At 65.1% G+C, this 26,613-nt stretch carries 27 protein-coding genes; 15 read left to right on the top strand and 12 right to left on the bottom strand.

Features of this window, described 5'->3' with window-relative positions; translation table 11 throughout:
* Positions 1–24: 24 nt before the first annotated feature.
* The 5 genes from NLM25_RS03610 to NLM25_RS03590 form a co-directional block, all read right to left on the bottom strand.
* Entirely contained in the window at positions 25–981 is a 957-nt protein-coding gene (locus NLM25_RS03610) for a tripartite tricarboxylate transporter substrate-binding protein (RefSeq protein ID WP_254136057.1), read from the bottom strand.
* A gap of 49 nt (positions 982–1,030) precedes the next feature.
* Complete coding sequence (locus tag NLM25_RS03605) at positions 1,031–1,402, bottom strand: cupin domain-containing protein (RefSeq protein ID WP_254136056.1); 372 nt, start codon at positions 1,400–1,402, stop codon at positions 1,031–1,033.
* A gap of 27 nt (positions 1,403–1,429) precedes the next feature.
* Positions 1,430–2,068, bottom strand: a complete 639-nt coding sequence (locus NLM25_RS03600; RefSeq protein WP_254136055.1) for an RraA family protein — start codon at positions 2,066–2,068, stop codon at positions 1,430–1,432.
* Positions 2,069–2,094: 26 nt separating this feature from the next.
* Positions 2,095–3,612 (bottom strand): AMP-binding protein, encoded by a 1,518-nt coding sequence (locus tag NLM25_RS03595; protein ID WP_254136054.1) that lies wholly within the window; start codon positions 3,610–3,612, stop codon positions 2,095–2,097.
* A gap of 127 nt (positions 3,613–3,739) precedes the next feature.
* Positions 3,740–4,768: an alpha/beta hydrolase gene (locus NLM25_RS03590; RefSeq protein WP_254136053.1), complete on the bottom strand. Its 1,029-nt coding sequence runs from the start codon at positions 4,766–4,768 to the stop codon at positions 3,740–3,742.
* A gap of 209 nt (positions 4,769–4,977) precedes the next feature.
* On the opposite strand from NLM25_RS03590, the gene NLM25_RS03585 reads away from it, so the two are divergent.
* A complete protein-coding gene (locus NLM25_RS03585) occupies positions 4,978–5,613 on the top strand; it encodes a hypothetical protein (RefSeq protein ID WP_254136052.1) in 636 nt (211 codons plus the stop codon).
* A gap of 20 nt (positions 5,614–5,633) precedes the next feature.
* Here NLM25_RS03585 and NLM25_RS03580 read toward each other — a convergent pair whose 3' ends face one another.
* Entirely contained in the window at positions 5,634–5,849 is a 216-nt protein-coding gene (locus tag NLM25_RS03580) for a hypothetical protein (RefSeq protein WP_254136051.1), read from the bottom strand.
* 22 nt (positions 5,850–5,871) lie between these two features.
* A complete protein-coding gene (locus NLM25_RS03575; protein WP_254136050.1) occupies positions 5,872–6,873 on the bottom strand; it encodes a 2-dehydropantoate 2-reductase in 1,002 nt (333 codons plus the stop codon).
* 167 nt (positions 6,874–7,040) lie between these two features.
* Here NLM25_RS03575 and NLM25_RS03570 point away from each other — a divergent pair, with 167 nt between their 5' ends.
* The gene (locus tag NLM25_RS03570; protein ID WP_254115272.1) at positions 7,041–7,643 is read left to right on the top strand and encodes a YidB family protein; all 603 of its coding nucleotides are present in this window, start codon (positions 7,041–7,043) and stop codon (positions 7,641–7,643) included.
* 42 nt (positions 7,644–7,685) lie between these two features.
* Positions 7,686–7,958, top strand: a complete 273-nt coding sequence (locus tag NLM25_RS03565; protein WP_254115271.1) for a GlsB/YeaQ/YmgE family stress response membrane protein — start codon at positions 7,686–7,688, stop codon at positions 7,956–7,958.
* A 115-nt stretch (positions 7,959–8,073) separates the two neighbouring features.
* Here NLM25_RS03565 and NLM25_RS03560 read toward each other — a convergent pair whose 3' ends face one another.
* Complete coding sequence (locus tag NLM25_RS03560; protein WP_254136049.1) at positions 8,074–8,859, bottom strand: SDR family NAD(P)-dependent oxidoreductase; 786 nt, start codon at positions 8,857–8,859, stop codon at positions 8,074–8,076.
* 256 nt (positions 8,860–9,115) lie between these two features.
* Between NLM25_RS03560 and NLM25_RS03555 the strand changes: the two genes are divergently transcribed.
* Genes NLM25_RS03555 through NLM25_RS03545 form a run of 3 tightly spaced genes read left to right on the top strand, consistent with a single transcriptional unit; the run spans position 9,116 to position 12,184 of the window.
* Positions 9,116–10,177 (top strand): acyl-CoA dehydrogenase family protein, encoded by a 1,062-nt coding sequence (locus tag NLM25_RS03555; RefSeq protein WP_254136048.1) that lies wholly within the window; start codon positions 9,116–9,118, stop codon positions 10,175–10,177.
* Positions 10,178–10,195: 18 nt separating this feature from the next.
* Complete coding sequence (locus NLM25_RS03550) at positions 10,196–11,356, top strand: acyl-CoA dehydrogenase family protein (RefSeq protein WP_008133127.1); 1,161 nt, start codon at positions 10,196–10,198, stop codon at positions 11,354–11,356.
* Positions 11,357–11,371: 15 nt separating this feature from the next.
* Entirely contained in the window at positions 11,372–12,184 is an 813-nt protein-coding gene (locus NLM25_RS03545; protein WP_063980654.1) for an enoyl-CoA hydratase/isomerase family protein, read from the top strand.
* A 166-nt stretch (positions 12,185–12,350) separates the two neighbouring features.
* Here the strand turns inward: NLM25_RS03545 and NLM25_RS03540 are convergent, their stop codons facing one another.
* From NLM25_RS03540 to NLM25_RS03530, 3 genes are all read right to left on the bottom strand, one after another.
* On the bottom strand, positions 12,351–13,100 hold the full coding sequence (locus NLM25_RS03540; RefSeq protein ID WP_254141105.1) for a hypothetical protein: 750 nt from the start codon (positions 13,098–13,100) through the stop codon (positions 12,351–12,353).
* A 2-nt stretch (positions 13,101–13,102) separates the two neighbouring features.
* A complete protein-coding gene (locus NLM25_RS03535) occupies positions 13,103–13,891 on the bottom strand; it encodes an enoyl-CoA hydratase (RefSeq protein ID WP_248881154.1) in 789 nt (262 codons plus the stop codon).
* 134 nt (positions 13,892–14,025) lie between these two features.
* Positions 14,026–15,231: an ABC transporter substrate-binding protein gene (locus NLM25_RS03530; protein ID WP_254115266.1), complete on the bottom strand. Its 1,206-nt coding sequence runs from the start codon at positions 15,229–15,231 to the stop codon at positions 14,026–14,028.
* Positions 15,232–15,639: 408 nt separating this feature from the next.
* On the opposite strand from NLM25_RS03530, the gene NLM25_RS03525 reads away from it, so the two are divergent.
* Both NLM25_RS03525 and NLM25_RS03520 read left to right on the top strand, forming a co-directional pair.
* Positions 15,640–16,491, top strand: a complete 852-nt coding sequence (locus NLM25_RS03525; RefSeq protein WP_254141104.1) for a thermonuclease family protein — start codon at positions 15,640–15,642, stop codon at positions 16,489–16,491.
* 133 nt (positions 16,492–16,624) lie between these two features.
* Positions 16,625–18,016: a M48 family metalloprotease gene (locus NLM25_RS03520; protein ID WP_254115265.1), complete on the top strand. Its 1,392-nt coding sequence runs from the start codon at positions 16,625–16,627 to the stop codon at positions 18,014–18,016.
* A 172-nt stretch (positions 18,017–18,188) separates the two neighbouring features.
* Here the strand turns inward: NLM25_RS03520 and NLM25_RS03515 are convergent, their stop codons facing one another.
* Positions 18,189–19,517 (bottom strand): MFS transporter, encoded by a 1,329-nt coding sequence (locus NLM25_RS03515; RefSeq protein WP_254115264.1) that lies wholly within the window; start codon positions 19,515–19,517, stop codon positions 18,189–18,191.
* A 182-nt stretch (positions 19,518–19,699) separates the two neighbouring features.
* Here NLM25_RS03515 and cyoA point away from each other — a divergent pair, with 182 nt between their 5' ends.
* Genes cyoA through NLM25_RS03480 form a run of 7 tightly spaced genes read left to right on the top strand, consistent with a single transcriptional unit; the run spans position 19,700 to position 26,595 of the window.
* Complete coding sequence (gene cyoA / locus NLM25_RS03510; RefSeq protein ID WP_254136047.1) at positions 19,700–20,860, top strand: ubiquinol oxidase subunit II; 1,161 nt, start codon at positions 19,700–19,702, stop codon at positions 20,858–20,860.
* Between the two features lie 11 nt (positions 20,861–20,871).
* Complete coding sequence (gene cyoB / locus NLM25_RS03505; RefSeq protein WP_254115262.1) at positions 20,872–22,869, top strand: cytochrome o ubiquinol oxidase subunit I; 1,998 nt, start codon at positions 20,872–20,874, stop codon at positions 22,867–22,869.
* Entirely contained in the window at positions 22,870–23,499 is a 630-nt protein-coding gene (cyoC, locus tag NLM25_RS03500) for a cytochrome o ubiquinol oxidase subunit III (protein WP_254115261.1), read from the top strand. It abuts the gene before it with no gap.
* On the top strand, positions 23,496–23,876 hold the full coding sequence (gene cyoD, locus NLM25_RS03495) for a cytochrome o ubiquinol oxidase subunit IV (protein ID WP_254115260.1): 381 nt from the start codon (positions 23,496–23,498) through the stop codon (positions 23,874–23,876). The genes cyoC and cyoD overlap by 4 nt, the downstream gene beginning before the upstream one ends.
* Positions 23,873–24,721 (top strand): SURF1 family protein, encoded by an 849-nt coding sequence (locus NLM25_RS03490; protein WP_254136046.1) that lies wholly within the window; start codon positions 23,873–23,875, stop codon positions 24,719–24,721. Before cyoD ends, NLM25_RS03490 begins: the two co-directional genes overlap by 4 nt.
* Positions 24,693–26,072, top strand: coding sequence for an ATP-binding protein (locus tag NLM25_RS03485; RefSeq protein ID WP_254136045.1), 1,380 nt, complete (start codon positions 24,693–24,695; stop codon positions 26,070–26,072). Before NLM25_RS03490 ends, NLM25_RS03485 begins: the two co-directional genes overlap by 29 nt.
* Complete coding sequence (locus tag NLM25_RS03480; protein WP_254115257.1) at positions 26,062–26,595, top strand: response regulator transcription factor; 534 nt, start codon at positions 26,062–26,064, stop codon at positions 26,593–26,595. Before NLM25_RS03485 ends, NLM25_RS03480 begins: the two co-directional genes overlap by 11 nt.
* The last annotated feature ends 18 nt before the right edge of the window (positions 26,596–26,613 follow it).

Here is a 26,613-nt window from a genome sequence, read left to right as displayed (position 1 = left end):
TGGCAATCCGGGGAATAAGGCCTCTTATGCCCTGATATTGTTGTCCCTCACCACCTTGCCCCAATAGGCGACCTGCTTGTCGAAGAAGGTCTTGAAGGCGGCACCATCCTCGAGCAGCAGGGTCATCTGCTGGGTCTCCTTGAGCTGGGCGGCGGTCGCGGGCTCGCTCAGGATCTCCTTCGACGCCGTCGCGAGGCCTGCGACGATGTCAGGCGGCGTGCCCGCGGGCGCGAAGATGCCCCACCAGGCCAGCGTCTCGAAGTCCGGAAAGCCCGCTTCGATCGCGGTCGGCGTATCCGGCAGGCCCGGTAACCGCTCGCGGCCGAGTTGCAGGATCGGTCGCAGCATGTTGGTGCCGAGCTGGGCTGCGACCAGCGCCGCCGATCCCGCGATGAGATCGACATGGCCGCCGAGCACGTCGTTCATTGCCGGGCCGCCGCCGCGATAGGGCACATGCATGATCTCGACGCCGGCCTTGTTGCCGAGCACGGTCATCGCGAGATGGCCGAGCGTGCCGATGCCGACGGAGGCGTATTTCACCGCGCCGGGCGTCGCCTTGCAGGCGGCCACCACGTCGGCAAAGCTCTTGTAGGGGCGGCCGGCGCCCGCGGCGATCACATAAGGCGCGGTCCCGACCAGCAACACCGGCATCAGCTCGCGCTCGACATCGACCGGGGGCTTGTCGAGGATGGACGGGATCACCGCGTGGGAATCGAAGGTGACCAGGAACGACGAGCCATCAGGCGGGCTCTTGGCAACCTGTGCCGCGCCGAGCGCGCCGGCCGCGCCCGACTTGTTCTCGACCACGACGATGCGATTGAGCTTGGTTTGCAGATGGCTCTGGAGCAGCCGCGCCATCGCGTCGGTCGAACCGCCCGGCGGGAACGGCACCACCAGCGTGATTTTCGAGGCTTGCGCGCTTGCCGGTGCCATCGCGAGGATGGCGGGCGCGGCCAGCAGCGCCCGTCGTGTGATCGTCATGGTCCCCTCCCTTTTTGGTTTTGCGCCTGGCTTTTTGCTCTTTGGCGCTTTACGTCGTGCCGAAACCCGAACCCGCTTTTTTGTATTCTGGCCTTGGCGGACTAAAGATGTCCAGCACGCGGGCGCCGTCGGGGCCGGCGCGCATGGTGTGCGGCACGTTGCCGGGCGTGCGCCAGAAATCGCCCTTCTTCACGGGAATTTCCTCATCGCCCTGGACCCGAACGGCGGAGCCGTCGAGCAGCACACCCCATTGCTCCTCGGGATGATGATGCAGCGTGCCCTGCGCATGCGGGGCCAGCGTTACCACCGACAGCATGGCCTGCTCGCCGGAGAAGATGCGCGTCGTCACGCCTGCCGCGAGCTCGCGGAACAGCCCGTCGCTGGCGTCGTCGATGTTGTGAAATTCGTCCTTCTGGCTCACGCCCTTCTCCCTTACGTCTTTCTCTGATCAGGATTTGCCATAGGAGCCCTGGTAGCGGCCCTCGCGGATCGCCTTCATGGTCTCCTCTTCGCGCGCGACCTGGGCGCGCACGGCGTCCAGCAGCGCCGCGGCGCCGGCGGCCGGAAACGACACCACGCCATCCTCGTCGCCGACGACGATGTCGCCGGGCGAGATCACGCTGCCGCCGATCGAAACCGGGATGTTGATTTCGCCGGGCCCGTTCTTGTAGGGGCCACGATGGATCACGGCGCGGGCGTAGCAGGGAAAGTCGTCGCCAGCGAACGCCGCGACATCGCGGATCGCACCATCGATGACGTAGCCCTCTGCTTTGCGCCACTGCGCGATGTTCTTCATGATCTCGCCAACCAGCGCGCGGGTCTCGTCGCCGCCACCGTCGACCACGATGACGTCGCCGGGGCCGACCAGCTCGAGCGCGCGGTGAATGGCGAGATTGTCGCCGGGACGGGTGCGCACGGTGAAGGCCGTGCCCACCAGCTTGCCGCCGCGATGATAGGGTCTTAGCCCCACCGCCCCCGGCAACCGGGCGAGATTGTCTGAAATGACCGAGGTCGGCGCACCGCGAAAGCCCTCGATGATCTCGGCCGGCGGTTTGGGCACGCTGTTGGCTGCGATGGTGATCGTCATGTCGAAGAGTCCTTTCGTGAATTTTCTTATTCGGCGTGCGCCCGCGCCCTTGCCGGCCAAATCCGGAAGGCGCGCCCTTCCTTCATCCATGCTGAGCGCTCGTCGCGCAACAGCGTGCGGCGGACTTTTCCGGAATCATCACGCGGCGGGGCGCTGACGATCTCGAAACTCTCGGGGTGCTTGTAGCGGCTGAGCCTGTCGTTCAGGAAGTCAGCCATGCCGTCGGCAATGGCCTGGCTGTCCGCGTCAGCCTCCGGTTCGATGATCGCGTGCACGCGCTGGCCCAATTCCGGATCGGGCAAACCCACCACGACGCAGGACCGAACGCCGGGAGCCTCGGAGACCGCCGCCTCGACCTCGGCCGGATAGATGTTGGCGCCGCCGCGCAGCACCATGTCGGCGAGACGGTCGCCGAGATAGAGATAGCCTTCCGCATCCAGCCGGCCGATATCGCCGAGCGATTCCCAGCCGTCCGCGCGGCGCTTCGGCTCGGCGCCGAGATAATGATAGGTCGCGTCCTTGCCGTCATTGTTGAGGAAATAGATCTCGCCGGTCTCGCCGGGCGCGACGTCGTTGCCGTCCTCGCCGACGATGCGCAAGCGTGCCATCTCGCCGATCTTGCCGACCGAGCCCTTGTGCGTCAGCCATTCCGTGCCGGAGATGATGCAGGAGCCCTGGCGCTCGGTGCCGCCATAGAGCTCCCAGACCCGCTCAGGTCCGAGCCAGGCGATCCAGTTCTCCTTCAGCCAGGGCGGCATGGGAGCTGCCATGTGGAACACGGTCTGCAGGCTCGACACGTCGTAGGATTTACGCACGCTCTCAGGCAGCGCCCAGATCCGGTGCATCATGGTCGGCACGAAATTGACCCATTGCACGCGCTCGCGCGCGATCTGGCGCAGCGTCTCCTCGGCGTCGAACTTGACGAGGCCGGTGAGCTGGCCGCCGGTGAACAGCGCGTAATGCGACACGATGAACGGCGCATTGTGGTAGAGCGGACCGGGATTGAGCAGCGAGACGCCGAAGGGGATGTTGAGCGGCGGCGCGGCGACGGTGTCGGTCACCGCCGGCTGATGATCGAGGATCACTTTCGGGCGGCCGGTCGAGCCGCCGCTGGTCATGGCCTTCCAGTAGCGGGCCACCGGCGGATTGAGCGGCTCATCCGAAAAACCCTCCGGCACGAAATCAGCAGGCAAGCGGTTCGGCGCATTCCAGTCGGCCTCGCCGCCGACCACCAGTGCAGGCTTCAGAATGTCGAGCACCGCGGCGGCTTCGCCGCGCGGCAGCCGCCATGACAGCGAGGTCGGCGTCGCCCCGCACTTCCAGACGGCAAACGACGTCTCGAAGAACGCGTTGCCGTTGGGAAGGCCGATCGCGACGAAGTCGCCGGGCTTGACGCCCTTGGCCATGAACGCCCGCGCGCGCCGGTTGGCGCCGCGTTCGAGCTCGTCCCATGTCAGCGTATCCTGCCCGTGACGGACGGCGATCGTGCCTTGGGGTTTGCGCTCTGCGTACCAGCGCGGCACGTCGGACAGGGGCAGTAGCATCAGGTGTTTCCACTTCGTCTTCTTGGCGCCGCCTCGGGATGAGACGCGTCGCGAGCCGAAGTGTAACAGCCGGAGCCGAGCCTACAAGGTATCTGCCTTCAAGGTATCTGCCTTCAAGACATCCGCATCAGCGCTCAGCTCCGCAGCCCGGAATATCGAACAGCGCCGCGAGGCCGCATTTCGAGGTCAGCATCTTGTCGCCGTCATGGCCGACGCCGGCGACGTCCCACACCCGGTGATTGGGCGTGCCGCGGTCACGCTTGGCCATCGCGTCCGCATAGGCGTGGCCGCGGGCATAGCGATACGGGCCCTGCGCCTCGGCCATGCAGCTCTTGTCCAGCGCGGAGTGCTTTGGATTGGTGTCGAGCGTGCCGAGCAGATAGATCACCTCGCGCTCGACATAGCGCTGCTCGAGTGCCGCCGGCGTGACGTTCGCAAGATAGGGCGGACGCCCGTCCATGCCGTATTTCCAATTGTTGAAGCCCGGGCAGGATGCGGCGATCTTGGGCAGTGGCCGCTGGTCGCTGAAATAGGCGTAGGAGGAGGGATTGGCGACGACGTAGCGGACGTCGATATGCTGGCGCGACAGCGCCGCCTCGCCTTTTCCGGCAATGGCGTAGCGCTGCGCGACCTGGCCGCCGCCGGAATGGCCGGCCACGACGACCTGCTTCAAATTCGGGAAGATGCGCCGATCCGAGAGTTTTGCGAGGATCGCATCGAGCGCGTCGAAAGATGACACGGGGTTCGGCGCCAGCGCGGCGTCGCCGCCTTCCCAACCCTCCAGCGACCAGCGCAGCGTGTCCGCCGGCAGCTTGTACGCCTCGATGTCGATCTCCGCGAGGAACTGCGGCACGATCATCAGCGCGCTCTTGCCGTAATCGCCCGCTGCGCCCTGCGCGGTATGGGCTGACATGTAATATTCGTCGGCATTGCGCAGGCGTCCGTGCAGCACGATGACGGCGCGGGAGATCGCGGGCAGCGGCAGCGACCAGTCGCTGGAGAGATAGAGCGGCAGCATTCCCTGCCCGCCGACCGAGAGGCGCGCGTCGGCGATCGCCCTCACTGGCTTGCGGTTGGGTGCATCCTCGTCCGCTGCGAATGCATGGCTGGACATGAACGCCAGCGCGATTGCGGCGAGACGGGCCAACGCTCTCATGACGGATAGTCCCCTTCGAATTCAAACCGATAAAAGTCTAAGCGCATCACGTGCCGTGCGGCTGTGACTCCCGCGCCACGTCAAGCAAAAAATGTCAGCATTACAGCCATGAAATTCCCGAGTTCCATGGGTGACAAACCGGCGATAAAGGGGCAAAAATCCGCCCCGACTCAGTTCGGGTTGAGTTTTGCTAGGAATGCTCCCGTAGAATGTTGTACGTGTTCGCATCGCGTCGCGCGGCGCTTGTCGTTGCCGCAGCAGGATTTTTTCTGCTGACGCCGTTGCATGCCCACGCGCAATGGTGGAAGCGCGCGCCTGTCGATTTCGAGGAATGCGCGGACGCCGCCGAGAAGGCTGCGAACAAGACCGAGAAGACCGCTGCGCTTGCCGGCTGCAACGCCAAGTTCGCCGGCCGCCGCAAGGCAGGCGGTGGCTATTCCTATTACGATTTCCTCCAGGACCGCACCTTCGACATCGCTGGGCCAAACCCGACGCCGGAGGAGCAGAAAAAGATCGACGAATCCTACACCGCCTACCTCGCCAATCAGCGCCGCAGCAATGAAGCGGCCCAAGCCGCCGCGCGCGAGCAGCAGGAACAGCAAGCGCAGAAGCTCCAGCAGGTCGCACTGCGAACCGAGGTCGAGCGCCTGCCGGTGCCAGTCGCGCGCGTGCCGGTACCGGTCGAGCGGCCGAAGGTGCAGCAGGCCGCGAGCCCGCGACCGAAAGGTGCGCCCTGCACCAAGGGCTCGTTTTCCTGCGAATGGCCGCGGCTGTCGGAAAGCCTGAACGATCTGAAGAAGCTGTTCAGCCCGACGCCGAGCAAGCCGCCGGCGAAGAAGGGCTGAGTCAAGGGCGCTGCCACGCTTCAGTTCGGCTGCTTCTTCTTAGTCCGCTTCGGTTTGACCACCGGCGCACTCGCTGGCCCGGTGACCGTCGGCGAACTACCCAACTGCGACCGGCTCTCCTGCAGCCGCCTGTCATAGCCGGGCGAGTTCATGACCGTCGGCGGCCTCGCGTAGGCAAGCGTCGTTGCGCCGCAGAGCACCGCCAGCGCGAATCCGATCACCAAACAACGCCTCATCGCGCCCCCCTGCACTCTCGCGCTACCCGCGGATCTGCTGCGGCGTCAGCCGAGGTGGACCATTGCCTGCTGCCTCGGCCTCCTTGATCAGCGCAACAATGCGGCGCATCAGCGGCGCCTCGACGTTGTTCTGCTCGGCGAGTGCGATGACTGCGCCCTGGAGATAGTCGATCTCGGTCGTGCGGCCCTGCTTCAAATCCTGCCACATCGAGGAGCGCGCCTCGGGATCGATCTTCATCGTACGGCCGAGGATCGCATTGAAGATCATGTCGGGCAGCCTCAGCAGGGTCGGCGACCACTTCATCGGGATCGGCGTCGACGAGACCGGCGCGATGCCGGCGGCCTTCAGCGCGGCGAGGCCTTCCGCCATCTGGTCGGCGAACAGTTTTCGCCAGTCGCGGTTCGCCAGTTGCGCGGCGAGCGGCATGTCGGACAGCGCGCTGAGCGCATTGTTCAGATTGATGATCAGCTTGCCCCATTGCACGCCGGTGATGTCGCGACTGGCGCGCACGGCAAGACCCGGCACCGACAGCGCTGCCGCCGTATTCGCCTCGTCCTCGCCGACATGGATGTCGCCGGACGTCGAGCGGTGAAAACGCCCTTCGCCCATCGCGATCACGTTGAACGGCACCATGCCGGCGAGAACGCGCCGGCCGCCGAGGCGCTCGCGCAGAACCGCGACATTGCCGATGCCGTTTTGCAGGGAGACGATGACCGCATCCTGCGGCGCGTGCCGCGCGATCTGGTCCGCGACATCGGCGGTGTCGGCGCTCTTCACCGTGACCAGCACGATGCCGGCGTTGTGGAAGATCGCGGGATCCTCCGACAGCGCGAGCTGGCCCGCGCCGAGCTTCTTCTCGGAGCCGTCGAAATCGGTCAGCCGCAGGCCGAACCGCTCGATCTCGGTTTTGACCCGCGGCCGCACCAGCAGCGCGACGCGGCGGCCGGCGGCCGCCAGCATGCCGCCGGCGAAACAGCCGATGGCGCCTGCGCCGGCCACCACGATCGGTCGATCCGCAATCACCTGACCTTGCTCCCTTTAATGGCCCGCCTTCGATAGCAGAGGCGGCGCCGGCTGCCCATTGGTTGCGATGCATTCGCCTTGTAACCGTCATGAGAGCCCCATATGTTTTTGCCCCGGGGGCTGTCACCGGCGAGAACTCGCCGACGAGAACGCCAAAGGAGAGCACCATGGGTCTACTCGACGTCCTCAACGGCATGCAGAATGGCCCCCGCGGCCCGAGCACGCCCAGCTCTGAGCAATCCTCCGGCGGCATGTCGCCAATGACCATGGCGCTGCTCGGCCTGATCGCCTGGAAGGCCTTCAAGCATCTGACGGCAGGCCAGCCCGACGCGGCGCCGGCATCGCAGCAGCGCTCGCCGCTGCCGCCTCCGACACCTGTCAATACGGGCAGCAGCGCTGTTCCCGGCGGCCCCGGTGGTAGCGGCGGCCTCAGCGACCTGCTCAAGGGCGGCCTCGGCGGCTTGCTCGCGGGCGGCGCCGCCGGCACCGTGCTGAGCGGCGGTCTCGGCGATCTCCTCAACCAGCTTCAGCAGGGCGGCCACGGCGAGGCCGCGAATTCCTGGGTCGGCAAGGGCGAGAACAAGGCGATCGCGCCCGGCGATCTCGCCAGCGCCCTCGGCGCCGACCAGATCCAAAGCCTGTCCGCCCAAAGTGGCCTGTCGCGCGACGAGCTGCTCTCCGGCCTCAGTCAATATCTGCCGCAGGTGATCGACCATCTGACGCCGGACGGGCGGCTGCCGACCGAGAATGAGCTCTCGGGCCGAATTTAAACGACGTTCGATCTGCAGATTCTAGGCAAGGGGAGCACTGTCATGAGTTTCGGCGGCCTGTTGTGGATCATCGTCGTCGGCTTCGTCGCCGGCCTCATCGCGCGCTGGCTGGCGCCGGGGCCGAACAACCCGAGCGGTTTCATCCTCACCACCATCCTGGGCATTGCGGGTGCGTTTCTCGCCACCTTCATCGGACAGGCGATCGGGCACTACAGCCCAGACCAGGGCGCCGGCTTCATCATGGCCACGATCGGCGCGGTGGTGGTGCTGTTCATCTGGCATCGGCTGGTCGCGAGCGGCGTGATAAAAGGGTAGCGGTGCACGACGCTGCCCTCGCACTCCGTCATTGCGAGGAGCCCTTGCGACGAAGCAATCCAGACTGTCCGCGCGGACGCTCTCTGGATTGCTTCGCTTCGCTCGCAATGACGAATTAAGTAATCAGATGCATCCCCGCATCCATGCGCACGACCTCGCCGGTCATGTTGCTGGAGGCCGGCATTGCCAGGAAGCAGACGAGCTGCGCGATGTCGTCGGCGGTCGATGCGACCTTGAGCGGCACCTTCGCCACCACGCTGTCGCGCACCTGCTTGGCACCGGCCTCGCCGCGCCCCTTGGTGAACCAGGGCGTGTCGATGTAGCCGGGGCACACCGTGTTGACGCGAATCAGCGGCGCCAGCGCGCGCGACAGCGACAACGTCATGGTGTTGAGCGCGCCCTTGCTCGCGGCATAGGCGATCGACGAGCCGACGCCGCTGATGCCGGCGACCGAAGAGATGTTGACCACGGCGGACGGCCGTCCCGACGCCTTCGCCCCGGCCTCGAGCAGGCTGCGCGCCGCACGCACCATCTGGAACGGGCCGATGGTGTTGACGCCGTACAAGCGCTGGAAATCCTCGGCCGACAATCCATCGAGATCGGCATGGGCCACATGCTTGGTGGTGCCGGCATTGTTGACGAGCACGTCGAGCCGGCCCCAGCCGGCCGCCGCGGCGACGATCTTGCGGCAATCGTCATCCTTTGACACGTCGCCCTGCGCGACCAGAACTTCCGGAGAGCCCGCCTTGCGACAGAGTTCGGCCGTGGCCTCGGCGTCCTTCTGGCTCGAGGAATAGTTGATGACGAGCCGCGCCCCGCTCCGCGCGAGAATTTCCGCGGTCGCAGCCCCCAGTCCGGATGCGGACCCCGTCACGATTGCGCACAAGCCGTCTTTAGCCATCCGGATTTCCTTCCCCTTGATTGAATGCGAGCTCTTAGAACTGGCCCTGTTTAGCGAGTTTGCCGCGCCCTGCAAATCGAGCAAACTCCGCTAAGCGGAATTAGTCCAGACCGGTTCTCGCGCCCATGCCGGAGCCGCAGATGGGCCTGCGATCAACGCTTGTCAGAGCCATGGCTTTTTCGGATCATCGGGCGCAAGAAGAACCTGCGCGCGCCTCACGGGCGGAACGCGCCAATGGCAAAACACGGGGAACGCTGTGGCGGAGAGTGACAATATCGTCGTCGAGACCGCGGAGAAGATCTTCGCCGATCTCGCCGATCCGCAGACCATCAACAACGACAAGAAGGATTCGTGGCAGGCGCCGCTTTGGCAGGCGCTGAGCGAGGCCGGCTTGCCGCTATCCTGGGTGCCTGACGATCTCGGCGGCTCCGGCGCCAGCCTCGCCGACGGTTTTGCGCTGCTGAACGCCGCCGGCCGCTTTGCAGTCGCGGTTCCCCTGGCCGAAACCATGCTTGCGGGCTGGCTGCTTGCGCAGGCGAAAATTTCTTCACCGGAAGGTGAGATGACGGTGCTGCCGGCCTCGCCGAAGGATCGCATCACGCTCGATGCCGACGGCGCACTCTCCGGCCGCGCCCGCGGCGTGCCCTTTGCGAAGGCGGCGAAGCATTTTGCGGTGCTGGCGCACGGCAAGGACGGCGTTTCCATCGCGCTGGTCGATGCGAGCAAGGGCCGGATCGAATCCGGACTCAACGTCGGCTACGACCACAGCGACACCGTGACGCTCGACAAGGTCCAGCCCGTCACCGTCAAGCCCGCGAAGGGCTTTGACCAGACCACGCTCATGCTGATGGGCGGCGTTGCGCGCAGCCTTCAGATCGCCGGCGCGCTGGAAGCGATGCTCGACATCTCCGTGCGCTATTCCAACGAGCGCGTCGCCTTCGAGAAGAAGATCTCGAAATTCCAGGCGGTGCAGCACAATCTTGCCCGTCTCGCCGGCGAGTCCGCCGCGGCGCTTGCGGCTGCAACCTCCGCAGCCGATGCCATCGCGAACGCGAAGAGCTTTGACGACGAGGTCTACCTCGAAGCCGCCGCCGCAAAGATCCGCTGCGCGGAGGCCGCGGAGAAAGGCGGCGCCATCGCGCATCAGGTTCACGGCGCGATCGGCTTCACCATCGAGCACATCCTGCACCGCTATTCGCTGCGGGCGCTGGCCTGGCGCGACGATTTCGGGTCGGAAAGCCACTGGGCCGTCGAGCTCGGCAAGCTGGTCGCCAATCGCGGCGCCGACGAATTGTGGCCGCTCGTGGCTTCGCGCTGATCAGGGGACGAGACAACAATGACCGCTGCCCTTCGTTTCGATCCGATCCGCCTGCCCGAGAAGTGCGAGCAATTGCGCAAGGAAGTGCGCGCGTTCCTCGCCGAGGAGATCGCCGCCGGCACCTTCGATCCGCACAAGCCCAACCGCGAGGACACCGACGCGCCGGAATTTTCCCGCCGGGTCGGCGCCAAGGGCTGGCTCGGCATGACCTGGCCGAAGAAATATGGCGGCCAGGAACGTTCGTTCCTCGAGCGCTACGTCGTCACCGAGGAGATGCGCGTCGCCAACGCGCCGACGCGGCGTTTCTTCGTCGCCGACCGCCAGAGCGGGCCGGTGCTGATCAAATACGCGCCCGAGCACATCAAGATGGATATCCTGCCGCGCATCTGCCGCGGCGAGATCTGCTTTGCGATCGGCATGAGCGAGCCGAACTCCGGCTCGGACCTGTTCGCCGCGAAGACGCGCGCGACCAAGACCGATGGCGGCTATCTCATCAACGGCACCAAGATCTGGACCTCGTCTGCGCACATCGCCGACTACATGATCGCGATTTTCCGCACGTCGCAGCCGACCAAGGAAAACCGCCGTCACGGCCTGACCCAGTTCCTGGTCAAGATGAAGCAGCCGGGCATTCAGGTGAACCCGATCGGCCAGATCACCGGCCAGTACGAGTTCAACGAGGTCGTGTTCACCGACTTCTTCGTGCCCGACGATCACGTCCTCGGCGAAGTCGACGGCGCCTGGAAGCAGGCGACCAGTGAGCTCGCCTATGAGCGCTCAGGTCCCGAACGCTTCCTCGAAACCTATTACGTGCTGACCGAGCTGGTCCGCGCGGTCGGTCCGAACCCGGACACGCGCAGCGCCGAAGGCATCGGCCGTCTCGTGGCGCAGCTCCACACCATGCGCCGCATGTCGGTCTCGGTGGCCGGCATGCTGCAAGCCGGCAAGGAGCCGGTGGTGGAAGCCTCCATCGTCAAGGACATCGGCACGGTCTGGGAGCAACAGCTTCCGCACCGCGTGCGCGATCTCGCCGCCTTCGTCGAGGAGACCGCGACCAACCGCGAGACGCTGGAGCGGCAGCTCGACTTCGCCATCAAGACCGCACCGAAACTCACCATCCAGGGCGGCACCACCGAGGTGCTGCGCGGCATCATCGCCCGCGGACTTGGTTTGCGCTAATTCACGAGGATCATCATGAGCACTTATAAAGATATCGGCGTCGAGAAGGTCGGCCACGTCGGCACCATCGAAATCCGCAGGCCTCCGCTGAACTTCTTCGACATCTCGCTGATCAACCAGATCGCGGATGCGCTCGACGAGTTCGACCGCGACATCGAGATCCGCGCCTCGGTTCTCTCGGCACAGGGCAAGGCGTTCTGCGCCGGTGCGAACTTCGGCGATCCCGCGCGGCAGGCGCAGGAGGCGCGCGAGGCCGAGAAGAAGGGCGATCCCGCCGACAATCTCGGGCCGATCAACCATCTCTACATCCAGGCCGTGCGCATCTTCCGCGCCAAGAAGCCGATCGTCGCGGCCGTGCAAGGAGCGGCCATTGGCGGCGGGCTCGGGCTCGCTGTGTCCGCCGACTTCCGCGTCACCTGCCCCGAAGCACGCTTCTCCGCGAATTTTACCAAGCTCGGCTTCCATCCCGGCTTCGGCCTGACCGTGACGCTGCCCGAGCTGATCGGCAAGAACAACGCCGAGCTGATGTTCTACACCAGCCGCCGCGTGACCGGCGAAGAGGCGGTCAAGTGGGGCCTCGCCAACGAGCTGGTGCCGCAGGACCAGGTGAAGGCGGGCGCGATGAAGCTTGCCGCCGAGATCGCCGAATGCTCGCCACTCGGCCTCCTCTCCACCCGCGCCACGATGCGCGCCAATCTCGCCGACCGCGTCATGGCCGCGACCAACCACGAACTCGCCGAGCAAACGCGGCTGCGTGCGACGGAAGACTTCAAGGAAGGCGTCAAGGCCACGGAAGAGCGCCGCGCGGCGAACTTTAAGGGAAGGTAGCTTCTTTCTTCCTTCCCCCTGTGGGAGAAGGTGGCGCGAAGCGCCGGATGAGGGGTTGTCTCCGCGGATCCAACTGCGAAGGCGTTCGCGGAGAGAGACCCCTCAACCGTCTCGCCGCTACCGCGGCGAGCCGCCCTCTCCCACAAGGGGAGAGGGTTTAGAGCATTCACCTGACGCGGAACGTCACCCCGCCCAGCAAGAACTCATGACCGGCCACCGCGAGCCCCTTTGCCTTGGCCACGTGCAGCACCTCCGCGACATCGGCGACCTGAAACTCCAGCGCGCTCATGATCTCGTTTGTGCCCTTCACGAAGCGGAAGGTGGCATTGGGCAGCTTCAATTCGGCATCGTCACTCGGCACAATTCCGATGATCTTGCCCCAGTGCTCCGCGAGCCCCTGCGGATCCGGGCTCTGCATCTCCACAGCCGTCAGCGCCTGCGTCACGTCCTTGCGGATGAATTTTTGCCAGTCCGGCCCTGCCGGCGGGTACGGGCCCAGAATATCATCGCTGCCTTTCGTGTGGTTGAACTCGATGAAGGCGGCACGGCAGTCGCGGGGGTGGAGCTGCACGCCGTGATACGGCGCGTGGTCGATCACGTTGGCGGTACGCACGCCGAGCGCATTGGCATTACGGCCGCGCTCGTCGGGATCGTTGCAGCAGAAGATCGCCATGTACCCGCCGCGGCCGCCGGTCTTCTCGATGAAGCGGCCGGCGGTGGTGCCGTCCTTGAAGGGCGCGACCACCTCCAGCAAGATCGTGTCGACCGGGAGCAGCGCGTTCTCCAGGCCGTATTTGGCGACATTGCCATCGCGGTAGCAGACGGCGAGGCCCATGATCTCGGCGATGCCGGAGATGACAGGCGCGAGCTGCGGCGCGACGAGGCAGATCTGCCGCAGCCGCATATAGGGCGCCATCGTCATGCGCCCCTGAAGGTCGGCTTGCGCTTCTCGACAAAGGCCTTCGCGGCTTCCTTGTGATCCTCGGTGTCGCTGCAACGGGTGTGATGGATGGCTTCGCCGTCGAAGCAATCTTCCAGCGCCAGATGCTCGGCGTTGTTGATGTTGCGCTTGATGAAGCCGAGCGCGATCGACGGCCCCTGCGCCAGCGACAGTGCGAGCTCGTGCGCGGCGGCATCGATCTCGGCATCGGGGACGACCTTCGTCACCATGCCGATCGCATGCGCCTCCTTCGCCGTGAGCACCGGCGACATCAGATAGAGCTCGCGCGCCCGCGCGCTGCCGAGCAGCTGGGTGAGGAAATAGGTGCCACCGTAGTCGCCGGAGAAGCCGACTTTTGCGAAGGCCGTCGTGATCTTGCAGGATTCGGAGGCAATGCGCAGATCGCACGACAGCGCCATGGAAAGGCCGGCACCGGCAGCGGCGCCGTCGAGCTGTGCCACCACGGGCTTCGGCATCTGGTGCAGGATGCGCGAGACTTCCATCCCGCGGCGCAGGTTCGCCATTTTCACCTCGAACGGCAGCGGCGCACGGCCTGCCGCCATCGACTTGACGTCGCCGCCGACGCAGAACGAGCCGCCCGCGCCCTTGAACAGCACCGCGCGCACCTCGGGATCGTCGGCCGCGCGCCGCGCGGCTTCGACCAGCCCGGCGACCATGTCGGGATTGAGCGCGTTCTTCCGCTCGGGTCGGTTCATCGTGATGGTGAGCAGCCCGCCTTCGAGCTTTTGCAGGACCATGTCGTTCATGCGACGTTTCCCTTGTTGTTGTTTGGTCGTCGTTCCGGGGCTCGCGAAGCGAGAACCCGGAACCTCGAGATCCTCAGGCGCGCAATTGCGCACCATAGTTCGCGCTTACGCGCGCCCCGGGATGACGCTTCGCGTCACTTCTTCACCAGCGGGCAGCGCGATTGCTCCAGCGACTGGAACGCCTCGTTGCCGGGCACGGTGGCAAGCAGCTTGTAGTCGTCCCAGCGGCCCTTGGACTCCGACGGCTTCTTGACCTCGAACAAATACATGTCGTGGATCATGCGGCCGTCCTCGCGGATCTTGCCGTTCTTGGCGAAGAAGTCATTGATCGGCGTCTCCTTCATCACCTTGATGACGGTGGCCGAGTCGGTCGTGCCCGCCGCCTTCACGGCCTTCAGGTAATGCGTGACGGACGAATAGACGCCGGCCTGCGCAGAGGTCGGCACGCGCTTGGTGCGCTCCATGAAGCGCTTCGAGAACGCGCGCGTGTCGTCATTGAGGTCCCAGTAGAACGCTTCGGCCAGCAGCAGGCCCTGCGCGGTCTCCAGCCCGATCGAGTCGATGTCGGAGACGAAGGCGAGCAGCGGCGAGACCTTCTGGCCGCCCTTGGTGATGCCGAACTCGGCCGCCTGCTTGATGGCGTTGACGGTGTCGCCGCCGGCGTTGGCGAGGCCGATCACCTTGGCCTTGGAGGCCTGCGCCTGCAGCAGGAACGACGAGAAATCCGACGTGTTGAGCGGATGGCGCACGCTGCCGAGCACCTTGCCGCCGGTCTTGGTGACGACGGCGCTGGTGTCCTTCTCCAGGTCCTGTCCGAAGGCGTAATCGGCGGTGAGGAAGAACCAGCTGTCGAGGCCGGACTTCACGGCCGCAAGGCCAGTCACGTTGGCCTGGCCGTAGGTGTCGAACACGTAATGGATGGTGTAGGGACCACAGGCCTCGTTGGTGAGACGGATCGAGCCCGGGCCGTTGAACATGATGATCTTGTTGCGCGCTTTCGCGATCTCGCCGGCGGCAAGCGCAGTGGCCGAAGCCGCGACGTCGTAGATCATTTCGACGCCCTGGTTGTCGAGCATGTCGCGGGCGATGTTTGCCGAGAGGTCGGCCTTGTTGAGATGGTCGGCTGCCAGCACCTGGATCTTGCGTCCCAGCACCTCGCCGCCAAAATCCTCAACGGCCATCTTGGCCGCGGTCTCGCTGCCGGGGCCGGTGATGTCGGCATACAGGCTCGACATGTCGAGGATGCCGCCGATCTTGAGTGGCGGCTTGTCCTGAGCCTGCGCGGCGCTCGCACTCAGGGCTAACGCGGCAGCAAAAATGCCCGACAAAACATGCTTCATCGAAAAAGACCTCCCTTATCGCGCCGTACTCTGATGGCGGCTTGGTTGTTGCTCTTGGCTATCGCTATTGCCGCAATCATGCCGCATGCGCGAGAGCGCAGCAAGCGAAGGTGCGCGACCCGCGACACGATTGACGCGCACGTTTTCCGCAAAGCGGAATGGTCAGGTACGGATACATGTCTCCACATCATTGCGAGCTGAGCGAAGCAATCCAGAGTCCTTCCGCGGGGGATTCTGGATTGCTTCGCTGCGCTCGCAATGACGGCGTGTGAGGCAATAGCGAAGCGTCAAACCAGCTGCCGTAGGGTAGGCAAAGGCGCTCTTCGCGCCGTGCCCACCAGCCGCGCGCGGTTAGCAAAAGACGTGGGCACGCTTCGCTTTGCCCACCCTACGAGTGCCGTGCTCGCAATGACGGCGTGTGACGAAGCCTCTTCGCGTCCCGCCACGCTTGAGTTAAACTTGGCCCGAAACGCAACCTCTCCGGGCAACGTGACGCGACTGCTTCACCTCATCGTCGCAATTCTTCTGTTCGCGTCTCACACCGCGCTCGCGACACCGTGCCAATTCGAAACGCAGGGCGAAGGCCGCGTCGCGGGAATCGTCGATGCCCGCAGCGTGCGTCTCGACGACGGTCGCGAGGTCCGCCTCACCGGGATCGAAGCAACCGCGACAACGAAGCAGGCGTTGAGCTCGCTGCTCGTCGGCCGCGACGTGAATCTGCGGAGCGCGGACGACACGCCCGATCGCTACGGCCGGCAAGCCGCGCTGGTCTTCGTCGGCGAAAGCGATATTTCGGTCCAGGCCATTCTGCTCGCCCGGGGCGAGGCCATCGTCTCTGCCGAGATCGCCGACAAGGACTGCGCGGCGGCCCTGATGGCGGCGGAGGCCGAGGCGCGGCGCCAAAAAATGGGCAGCTGGGCTGACCCGTCGGCCATAAAAAACGCGGAAAGTCCGGACGATATTTGGGCGGGGATCGGGCGCTTTATGGTGGTCGAAGGCAAAGTCCTGTCGGTCCGGCAAGCTGGGGCAATGACCTACCTCAACTTCGGACGGAACTGGACACGCGGCTTTGCGGTGACTATTTCAAGGCGCATACAGCCGGCGTTCGAAAACGCCGGGATCACTCTTAAGTCCCTGGAGAATCGACGTATTCGCGTCCGGGGCTGGGTTGAAGGGAATACGGGGCCACGGATCGATGTGCGCCTCGTGGGACAGGTCGAGTTGCTGGGCGCAAACGAGCCGACAGGGGTAAGGCCCTAAAAAGGGCCAGCACGGGTTAAGCGACGTGAATGGGGTGCTAGAACGGCACGTATGGAGTGAACGCCGTCGCCTGCGGGCGGCGCCGGCCGCGCTATGCCTCGTGCTGGGCTCAGCCCTCGCCGGTTGCGGTGATATGAACCGGTTCCAGACCGCGGCAGCCCCGCCGACCGTCGCGATGCCCAAGCCCAAGCCGGCCGTCGCACAGACCCCCGCCACCGAAAAGGAACACGAGCGTATCCTGGCGAGCTATGGCGGAACTTACGACGATCCCCGGCTCGAATCGCTCGTCAGCAAGACCGTTGACCGGCTCGTCGCGGCGTCCGACCGCCCCGACCAGGGCTACAAGGTCACCATCCTTAATTCCGGCGCGGTGAACGCTTTCGCCCTGCCGAACGGCCAGCTCTATGTCACCCGCGGCCTGCTCGCGCTTGCCAGCGATACGTCGGAATTGTCCTCGGTGCTCAGCCATGAGATGGCGCATGTGCTGTCCAAGCACGCCGCGATGCGCGAGGATCAGGCGCGCCAGGCCGCGATCGTCACCCGCGTCGTCACCGACATGAGCAACGATCCCGATCTCACCGCGCTGGCGCTGGCCAAGACCAAGCTCACCATGGCGAGCTTTTCGCGCAACCAGGAGTTCGAGGCCGACGGCATCGGCGTCGGCATTTCCGCCAAGGCCCATTTCGACCCGTATGGCGCCGCGCGCTTCCTCTCGGCGATGGAGCGCAATGCCGAGCTGAAGGCCGGCAAGACCTCGCTCGATCCACGCGCGCAGGATTTCACCTCGTCGCATCCGGCCACCCCGGAGCGCGTGCAGAATGCGCAGACCATCGCGCGGCAATATGCTGCGCCCGAGGGCGCCGAGCGCGACCGCGAAACCTACCTCGCCGCGATCGACAACCTCGTCTATGGCGAAGATCCCAGCGAAGGGTTTGTGCGCGGCCGGCGTTTCCTGCACCCGAAACTCGGCTTCACCTTCCAGGCGCCGGACAATTTCACGCTCGACAATACCGCGCAGGCGGTGATCGGCGTGCGCGACGGCGGCTCGCAGGCGATGCGCTTCGACGTGGTGAGAGTGCCGGCCGAGCAGTCGCTCGGCGATTACCTCAATTCCGGCTGGATGGAGGGCGTCGACAAGACCTCCACCGAGGACATCACCATCAACGGTTTTCCGGCCGCGTCCGCCACCGCCAAGGGCGATCAGTGGCAGTTCAAGGTCTATGCGTTGCGCTTCGGCAGCGACGTCTATCGCTTCATCTTCGCGGCGCGGCAGAAATCGACCGAGAGCGAGCGCAACGCGCGCGAGACCGTCAATTCATTCCGCCGCCTGACGCTCGACGAGATCCAGGCCGCGCGCCCGCTGCGCATCAAGGTCATCACGGTGCAGCCCGGCGACACCGTGGAATCGCTGTCCCACCGCATGGCCGGCGTCGATCACCCCGCCGAACGCTTCCGCGTGCTCAACGGCCTCGATCGCACCGCGCAAGTGAAGGTGCGCGACCGCGTGAAGGTCGTGGCGGATTGAGGCTACGGACCACGAGCTCTGCTGTCGTCTCGGACAAGCATAACTGCCGTAGGGTGGGCAAAGCGAAGCGTGCCCACCATTCCCGATCGCAATCATCGACAGATGGTGGGCACGGCGCTGCGCGCCTTTGCCCACCCTACGACGCCTTTGATGCGGCGACGACGCGAGCCTCTTAGCGCCCCGCGTCCATATCCCCCGCCTCGCGCTGGCCGCTGAGCCAGAGCGCGAGCAGGGTCCAGAACGCGCCTGACAGCAGATACGCACCCGAGGCGATGACGCCGAGATTGGTGGCGAGCAGAAGCGCCACCAACGGGGCGAAGCCGGCACCGAACAGCCAGGCCATGTCCGAGGTCAGCGCCGAGGCCGTGTAGCGATACATCTGGTTGAAGTTCGAGGCGATCGCGCCCGAGGACTGGCCGAAGGACAGGCCGAGCAGAATGAAGCCGATCACCATGTAGATGGTCTCGCCGAACGCGCCGGCGTCGAGCAGCTGCGGGGCGAAACCGCTGTAGATCGCGATCGCGATCGCCGAGCCCATCAGCAGCGACTTGCGGCCGACGCGGTCGGCGATGATGCCGGAGAGCACGATCGCCCCGACGCCGAACACGGCGGCGACGATCTCGATGATCAAAAAGCGCACCGGGCTTTCGCGGGTGAACAGGAACACCCAGGACAGCGGAAACACCGTGACCATGTGGAACAGCGCGAAGCTCGCGAGCGGCGCGAAGGCGCCGAGCATGATGTTGTGGCCTTCGCGCGCGACGGTCTCGGAGATGCGCGACGGCTGGAGTTCGCGGGTCTCGAACAGCGAGGCATATTCCTCGGTCGTCACCATGCGCAGGCGCGCGAACAGCGCCACGACGTTGATGGCAAACGCGACGAAGAACGGATAGCGCCAGCCCCAGTCGAAGAAGTCGTCGGCCGAGAGATTGCCGGCGAAATAGGCGAACAGCGCGCTCGCCACGATCAGGCCCAGCGGGGCGCCGAGCTGCGGCACCATCGCGTACCAGCCGCGCTTGGACGGCGGCGCATTCAGCGCCAGCAGCGAAGCCATGCCATCCCAGGCGCCGCCCCAGGCCAGGCCCTGCGCGATCCGCGCCAGCGCCAGCAGCCAGATCGCGGCAACGCCGATCTCGTGATAGCCGGGCAGGAACGCCAGCGCGACGGTGGCGGTGCCGAGCAGGAACAGCGCCGAGATCAGCTTCGCCGTCTTGCCGTATGCGCGGTCGACCGTCATGAAAATGACGGTGCCGATCGGCCGGGCCATGAAGGCCAGCGCGAAGACCATGAATGAATAGAGAGTGCCGGTCAGTTCGCTCGTGAACGGGAACACCAGGCGCGGGAACACGATCACCGAGGCGATCGCGAACACGAAGAAGTCGAAGAATTCCGAGGTGCGGCCGATGATGACGCCGATGGCGATCTCGCCGGGACTGGCCTGGTCGTGGCCGTGCTCGCCCGAGTGGAGGTCTGCCATTGCGGGGGTCTGTGCCGTCGCCATTCGTGCGCCCTTAACGTCCTGAAAACCAAAGCCGACCGCCCGGCGGGAAGCCGGGCAATCTGGTTCTGTCTGACCCAACATTCCGCACTGCAACATTGGACAAATTGTCCAATGTCCGGATTGCTGCGCCGCAGCTACCCGTTGGCCCCGCAAAGGAAACTCATTCTCATAAGGCTCGGCCCGTGTCCCGTCTCAAGATCCTGGCGCTGCTACCTCTGGCAGCTGCGCTCAGTGGATGCAACTACATCGTGCTGGCGCCAGCCGGCGACATCGCTGCCCAGCAGCGCGACCTCGTCATCATCTCCACCGTTCTGATGCTCCTGATCGTCGTCCCCGTGATGGCGCTGACGGTGCTGTTCGCCTGGCGCTACCGCCAGTCCAACACCTCGGCCCGCTACGAGCCGGAATGGGATCACTCGACCAAGCTCGAGCTGGTGATCTGGTCGGCCCCGCTGCTGATCATCATTTGCCTGGGCGCGCTGACCTGGATGGGCACGCATCTGCTCGACCCCTATCGCAACATCGGCCGCATCCATGCCGACCGCGCCCTGGACCAGTCCAAGGCTCCGCTCGTGGTCGATGTCGTCGCGCTCGACTGGAAGTGGCTCTTCATCTATCCGGATTACGGCATCGCCACCGTCAACGAGCTCGCCGCGCCGGTTGATCGCCCGATCAACTTCCACATCACCGCCTCCTCGGTGATGAACTCGTTCTACATCCCCGCACTCGCCGGACAGATCTACGCGATGCCGGGCATGGAGACGTCGCTGCACGCCGTGATCAACCACGCCGGTATCTACAAGGGCTTCTCGGCGAACTATAGCGGCGCCGGCTTCTCCGGCATGCACTTCAACTTCCACGGCCTCGACGACAAGGGCTTTGACGCCTGGATCGCACAGGCCAAATCTGCTGGGGGCTCGCTCGGCCGCGCCGAATATCTCCAGCTCGAGAAGCCGAGCCAGAACGAGCCGGTGCGCCGCTGGGGCACGGTCGATTCCGATCTCTACCGCCTGATCCTCAACATGTGCGTCGAGACCGGCAAGATGTGCCAGAGCGAGATGATGGCAATCGACGCCAAGGGCGGCAATGGCCACGAAGGCCTGAACAACACGCTGCCGCTGGCCTACGACAAGTACGCCCGCCGCGGCACCGTGCTCGGGCCGGAGCCGACCTTCGTCGCCGGCACCTGCACGCCCGATGCACCGCAGGGCAGGACCACTGCCTCGATCACGGCACCGACCGACACCGCGCCGCTGCTCGGCGCCGGCCTGAAGCGGCCGATCTTCACGCCGCTGAAGTCCTCGTCCTTCTTCCTCGGACAGCGTCCGAAGTCAGACTCCTAAAGAGAACGCGCATGTCTCCTGATCTTCTCAAGCTCATCTTCGGCCGGCTCGGCCTCGAGTCGCTGCCACTGCACGAGCCAATCGTCGTCGGCACCTTCGCGGTGGTCGCGCTCGGCGGCGCCACGCTGCTCGCCGGCCTCACCTATTTCCGCCTGTGGGGCTACCTCTGGCGCGAATGGTTCACCACCGTGGACCACAAGCGCATCGGCATCATGTACATGATCCTCGGCATCGTGATGCTGCTGCGGGGCTTTGCCGACGCGCTGATGATGCGCGGCCAGCAGATGCTGGCCTTCAACGGCTCCGAAGGCTATCTCAACGCCCATCACTACGACCAGGTCTTCACCGCCCACGGCGTGATCATGATCTTCTTCGTGGCGATGCCGCTGGTCACGGGCCTGATGAACTATGTCGTGCCGCTGCAGATCGGCGCCCGCGACGTGTCGTTCCCGTTCCTGAACAATTTCAGCTTCTGGATGACGGTCGGCGGCGCCGTGCTGGTGATGGCCTCGCTGTTCATCGGCGAATTCGCCCGCACCGGCTGGCTGGCTTATCCGCCGCTGTCGAACATCGGCTACAGTCCCGACGTCGGCGTCGACTATTACATCTGGGCGCTGCAGGTCGCAGGCGTCGGAACGACGTTATCCGGCATCAATCTGATCTGTACCATTGTCAAGCTGCGCTGCCCCGGCATGACCATGATGAAGATGCCGGTGTTCACCTGGACCTCGCTCTGCACCAACATCCTGATCGTCGCCTCCTTCCCCGTCCTGACCGTCGTGCTCGCGCTGCTCTCGCTCGACCGCTACGTCGGCACCAACTTCTTCACGAACGATTTCGGGGGCAGCCCGATGATGTACGTGAACCTGATCTGGATCTGGGGTCATCCCGAGGTCTACATCCTGGTTCTCCCGGCGTTCGGCATCTTCTCGGAAGTCACCTCGACCTTCTCCGGCAAGCGGCTGTTCGGCTACACCTCGATGGTCTACGCCACGGTCGTCATCACCATCCTGTCGTACCTGGTCTGGCTGCACCACTTCTTCACGATGGGCTCGGGCGCCAGCGTCAACTCGTTCTTCGGCATCACCACGATGATCATCTCGATCCCGACGGGCGCGAAGATGTTCAACTGGCTGTTCACGATGTATCGCGGCCGGATCCGCTACGAGCTGCCGATGATGTGGACGGTCGCCTTCATGCTGACCTTCGTGCTCGGCGGCATGACCGGCGTGCTGCTCGCGGTGCCGCCGGCCGACTTCGTGCTGCACAACAGCCTGTTCCTGATCGCGCACTTCCACAACGTCATCATTGGCGGCGTGGTGTTCGGCGCCTTCGCCGGCATCAACTACTGGTTCCCGAAGGCGTTCGGCTTCAAGCTCGATGTGTTCTGGGGCAAGCTGTCGTTCTGGTTCTGGGTCGTCGGCTTCTACCTCGCTTTCATGCCGCTCTACGTGCTCGGCCTGATGGGCGTGACCCGCCGCCTGCGCGTGTTCGACGACCCTTCGCTTCAGATCTGGTTCGTCATCGCCGCGATCGGTGCCTTCCTCGTCTTCCTCGGCATCCTGTCCATGCTGATGCAGTTCGCGGTCAGCCTGCTCAAGCGCGAGCAACTCAAGGACGTCACCGGCGATCCCTGGGATGCACGTACGCTGGAATGGGCGACCTCATCGCCTCCGCCGGACTACAACTTCGCCTTCACCCCCGTCGTTCACGACAATGACGCGTGGTGGGACATGAAGAAGCGCGGCTACCAGCGTCCGCTCACCGGGTTCAAGCCGATCCACATGCCCAGCAGCACCGGCACCGGCGTCATCCTCGCCGGCCTCGCCACCGCGATGGGATTCGGCCTGATCTGGTACATCTGGTGGCTGGCCGCCGTGAGCTTTATCGCGATGCTCGTCGTCGGGATCGGTCACACCTTCAACTATCACCGCGACTTCGACATTCCGGCTGAGGACGTCATCCGGACCGAGGACGCGCGCACCAAACTGCTCGCCGGAGCCAAGTAAATGACCGTCTCTGTCAATCCCTCGCAGACCGGCGAGCCGGTCTTCTATCTCGCCGATGAACACCCGCATCCGGAAGGCTACAGCACCTCGCTCGGCTTCTGGATCTACCTGATGAGCGATTGCCTCATCTTCGCGATGCTGTTCGCCACCTTCGGCGTGCTCGGTGCCAATTACGCCGCCGGGCCCGCGCCGAAGGACCTGTTCGACCTCGACCTCGTCGCGGTGAACACGTCGATGCTGCTGCTGTCGTCGATCACCTATGGTTTTGCCATGCTGACGATGCAGCAGAACAAGGTCGCGCAGACGCAGATGTGGCTGGCGATCACCGGCCTGTTCGGCCTCGCCTTCATCGGCATCGAGCTCACCGAGTTCGCCCACATGATCCACGAAGGCGCGACGCCCCAGCGCAGCGCCTTCCTGTCCTCCTTCTTCACCCTGGTCGGCACCCACGGCCTGCACGTCTCCTGTGGCATCATCTGGCTGGTGACGCTGATGGTGCAGGTCCAAAAGTTCGGCCTGATCGAGGCCAACCGCCGCCGCCTGATGTGCCTGTCGATGTTCTGGCACTTCCTGGACGTGGTCTGGATCGGCGTCTTCACATTCGTCTATCTCCTGGGAGTTCTGCGATGAACACCGATACCCACGCCGCCCACGCGGGCGATCATCACCACGGCGACAGCCACGCCCACGGCTCGTTCTCGACCTACATGCTCGGCTTCGTGCTCTCGGTCGTGCTCACCGCAATCCCATTCTGGCTGGTGATGAGCGGCGCGCTGCCGAGCAAGCAGATCACCGCGCTGGTCATCATGGCCTTCGCGGTCGTTCAGATCGTCGTGCACATGGTCTACTTCCTGCACATGAACACGACGTCCGAGAACGGCTGGAGCATGATGGCGCTGATCTTCACCATCGTCATGGTGGTGATCGCGCTGTCCGGTTCGCTGTGGGTGATGAACCACCTCAACAGCAACATGATGCCGATCCACCAGATGAGCGGAATGAAGTGAGCGAACCCGGGACCGTGACGAGCAAGGCAACGGGCGCGCGCCACAAGGCTGCGCGCCCGTCCCTGTGGCTCACGGTCCTCTCGCTCACGGCCTTTTCACTTCTGATCGCGCTCGGCGTCTGGCAGGTCGAGCGCCGCGCCTGGAAGCTGGCGCTGATCGACCGCGTCGAGCAGCGCGTCCATGCCCCGGCCCAGCCGCTCGCCTCGCCTGCGGCGTGGCCCGCGGTCACCGCCGCGAACGACGAATACAGGCACGTCAGCGTCGCCGGCCGCTTCCTGCATGACCGCGAGACGCTGGTCCAAGCCGTCACCGAGGAAGGCCCGGGCTATTGGGTGCTGACGCCGCTTCAGCGCCGCGACGGCACACAGGTCCTGGTCAATCGCGGCTTCGTGCCGACCGAGCGGCGCGACGCATCGACGCGCCAGAACGGCAATCCGGACGGCCAGGTCGAGATCACGGGCCTGCTCCGCATGAGCGAGCCGAAGGGCGGATTCCTCCGGAATAACGTGCCCCAGCACAACCGCTGGTATTCGCGGGATGTCGCCGCGATTGCGGCGGCACGCGGTCTCGAAAACGTCGCGCCCTTCTTCGTCGATGCCGACGCCGGATCACAATCCGGCCCCGGTCCAATCGGCGGATTGACCGTGGTCGCCTTTCCCAATAACCACCTGATCTACGCGCTGACGTGGTTTGCCCTGGCGTTCATGCTGGCGGGTAAACTTTTCGTCACATTCGGCGGCGGGCTGTTCCGCCGCAAGCGCTTCGTCCACGAACCGGACGGCGGCTCGGACGCTGTCACCCGCAGGACGGGATCAGATGCTGGAACGATCGTCGAGCAGACCTGACGACGGGAAGACGCATGACGCCGTCACGCTGCAATCGCAGGCGGACGTGCGCAGCGAGCTGATCGGCGTTGCGCCGACCGACGACGAGACCAACCGCAAGAACATGGCGCTGCTGATCCAGCTGCGCTGGACCGCGGTGGTCGGCCAGATCGTGACCATCGGCGGCGTGCATTTTGGCCTGGGTATTCCCCTGCCATTGGAACGGATGGGCGCGGTGATCGGCGCGCTCGTGCTGCTCAACGTCTCCAGCCTCGTCTGGGTGCGCCATCGCGCCGCGATCACCAACAACGAGCTGCTGGTCGCCTTGATGCTCGACGTCGCCGCGCTGACCGCGCAGCTTTACCTCAGCGGCGGCGCCACCAATCCCTTCACCTCGCTGTTCCTGCTCCAGGTCACCCTCGGCGCGGTGCTGCTCGATGGTCGCTCGACCTGGTCGCTGGTCGCGCTGACCTGTGCGAGTTTCGTCTGGTTGACCCTGGCGTACCGGCCGCTCGACCTGCCGCCGAACCCGATCAGCGAGACCTACAGCCTCACCGTGGCAGGCATGCTGCTGGGCTTCGTTCTCAACGCGGTGCTGCTGGTGGTGTTCGTCACCCGCATCAACAGGAATTTGCGCGAGCGCGATGCGCATCTGGCGGCCTTGCGCCAGCACGCGGCCGAGCAGGACCACATCGTCCGCATGGGCCTGCTCGCCTCCGGCGCGGCGCATGAGCTCGGCACGCCGCTCGCCTCGCTGTCGGTCATTCTCAGCGACTGGCGCCGCATGCCCGATCTCGCCGCCGACCAGGAGCTTGCCGAGGATCTCGCGGAGATGGAAACCTCGCTGCAACGCTGCAAGACCATCGTGACGGGCATCCTGGTGTCGGCGGGCGAGGCGCGCGGCGAAGGTTCCTCGCCGACGACGGTGACGGCCTTCGTCACCGCGCTGGTGGACGAGTGGCGCGACGCCCGCTCGGCGCGCACGCTCTATTTCGTCAATACTTTCGGCGAGGACGTCGCCATCGTCTCGGACATCGCGCTGAAGCAGGTGATCTTCAACGTGCTCGACAATGCCTATGAGGTCTCGCGTGAATGGGTCGAGCTGCTGGCCGAGCGCGAGGGCGACAATCTCGTGCTGTCGATCAGCGACCGCGGCCCGGGCTTTGCGCCGGAGATGCTGGCGCAGCTCGGGAAGCCCTATCACTCGAGCAAGGGCCGCGCCGGCGGCGGGCTCGGCCTGTTCCTGGTGATGAACGTCGTGCGCAAGCTCGGCGGCACCGTGACCGCCGAGAACCACAGGAAGCGCGGCGCCACCGTCCGCCTCACCCTGCCGCTCGCAACGCTCGCGATCGGAGGTCAATTTGACGCCTGACCGTTCGCTCATCGTCGTCGAGGACGATGCCGGCTTCGCGCGCACGCTGAAGCGCTCGTTCGAGCGCCGCGGCTACGAGGTCGTCCTCGCAGCTTCGATCGAAGAGGTGCGCAAAGTTCTGGAGGAGCGATCCTTCGGCCATGCCGTGGTCGATCTCAAGCTCGGCGGCGCCTCCGGGCTCGCCTGCGTCGAGCTGCTGCACACGCACGATCCGGAGATGCTGATCGTGGTGCTGACGGGCTTTGCCAGCATCTCCACCGCCGTCGAGGCGATCAAGCTGGGCGCCTGTCACTACCTGGCAAAGCCGTCGAACACCGACGACATCGAGGCCGCCTTCAACAAGGCCGAAGGCAACGCCGAGGTCGCACTCGATGCCCGCCCGACCTCGATCAAGACGCTGGAATGGGAGCGCATCCACCAGACGCTGATCGAGACGGACTTTAACATCTCGGAGGCGGCGCGGAGGCTGGGGATGCATCGGCGCACCTTGGCCAGGAAGCTCGAGAAGCGGCCGGTGAAGTAGCCCCCTGCTCGCGCTTCA

The organism is Bradyrhizobium sp. CCGB01 (assembly GCF_024199795.1).
Classification (GTDB): Bacteria; Pseudomonadota; Alphaproteobacteria; order Rhizobiales; family Xanthobacteraceae; genus Bradyrhizobium.
This window is presented reverse-complemented; position numbering and strand designations above follow the sequence as displayed.

Bases quoted from the DNA above. Each gene is read 5' to 3' on its own strand.
- NLM25_RS03610 (WP_254136057.1), bottom strand. From the start codon at position 981: ATGACGATCACACGACGGGCGCTGCTGGCCGCGCCCGCCATCCTCGCG.
- NLM25_RS03485 (WP_254136045.1), top strand. From the start codon at position 24,693: ATGCTGGAACGATCGTCGAGCAGACCTGACGACGGGAAGACGCATGAC.
- NLM25_RS03580 (WP_254136051.1), bottom strand. From the start codon at position 5,849: ATGAGGCGTTGTTTGGTGATCGGATTCGCGCTGGCGGTGCTCTGCGGC.
- cyoB (WP_254115262.1), top strand. From the start codon at position 20,872: ATGTCTCCTGATCTTCTCAAGCTCATCTTCGGCCGGCTCGGCCTCGAG.
- cyoC (WP_254115261.1), top strand. From the start codon at position 22,870: ATGACCGTCTCTGTCAATCCCTCGCAGACCGGCGAGCCGGTCTTCTAT.
- NLM25_RS03530 (WP_254115266.1), bottom strand. From the start codon at position 15,231: ATGAAGCATGTTTTGTCGGGCATTTTTGCTGCCGCGTTAGCCCTGAGT.
- NLM25_RS03525 (WP_254141104.1), top strand. From the start codon at position 15,640: ATGACGGCGTGTGACGAAGCCTCTTCGCGTCCCGCCACGCTTGAGTTA.
- NLM25_RS03550 (WP_008133127.1), top strand. From the start codon at position 10,196: ATGACCGCTGCCCTTCGTTTCGATCCGATCCGCCTGCCCGAGAAGTGC.
- cyoD (WP_254115260.1), top strand. From the start codon at position 23,496: ATGAACACCGATACCCACGCCGCCCACGCGGGCGATCATCACCACGGC.
- NLM25_RS03560 (WP_254136049.1), bottom strand. From the start codon at position 8,859: ATGGCTAAAGACGGCTTGTGCGCAATCGTGACGGGGTCCGCATCCGGA.
- NLM25_RS03585 (WP_254136052.1), top strand. From the start codon at position 4,978: ATGTTGTACGTGTTCGCATCGCGTCGCGCGGCGCTTGTCGTTGCCGCA.
- NLM25_RS03515 (WP_254115264.1), bottom strand. From the start codon at position 19,517: ATGGCGACGGCACAGACCCCCGCAATGGCAGACCTCCACTCGGGCGAG.
- NLM25_RS03590 (WP_254136053.1), bottom strand. From the start codon at position 4,768: ATGAGAGCGTTGGCCCGTCTCGCCGCAATCGCGCTGGCGTTCATGTCC.
- NLM25_RS03540 (WP_254141105.1), bottom strand. From the start codon at position 13,100: ATGGCGCCCTATATGCGGCTGCGGCAGATCTGCCTCGTCGCGCCGCAG.
- NLM25_RS03520 (WP_254115265.1), top strand. From the start codon at position 16,625: ATGAACCGGTTCCAGACCGCGGCAGCCCCGCCGACCGTCGCGATGCCC.
- NLM25_RS03545 (WP_063980654.1), top strand. From the start codon at position 11,372: ATGAGCACTTATAAAGATATCGGCGTCGAGAAGGTCGGCCACGTCGGC.
- NLM25_RS03565 (WP_254115271.1), top strand. From the start codon at position 7,686: ATGAGTTTCGGCGGCCTGTTGTGGATCATCGTCGTCGGCTTCGTCGCC.
- NLM25_RS03535 (WP_248881154.1), bottom strand. From the start codon at position 13,891: ATGAACGACATGGTCCTGCAAAAGCTCGAAGGCGGGCTGCTCACCATC.
- NLM25_RS03600 (WP_254136055.1), bottom strand. From the start codon at position 2,068: ATGACGATCACCATCGCAGCCAACAGCGTGCCCAAACCGCCGGCCGAG.
- NLM25_RS03595 (WP_254136054.1), bottom strand. From the start codon at position 3,612: ATGCTACTGCCCCTGTCCGACGTGCCGCGCTGGTACGCAGAGCGCAAA.
- NLM25_RS03570 (WP_254115272.1), top strand. From the start codon at position 7,041: ATGGGTCTACTCGACGTCCTCAACGGCATGCAGAATGGCCCCCGCGGC.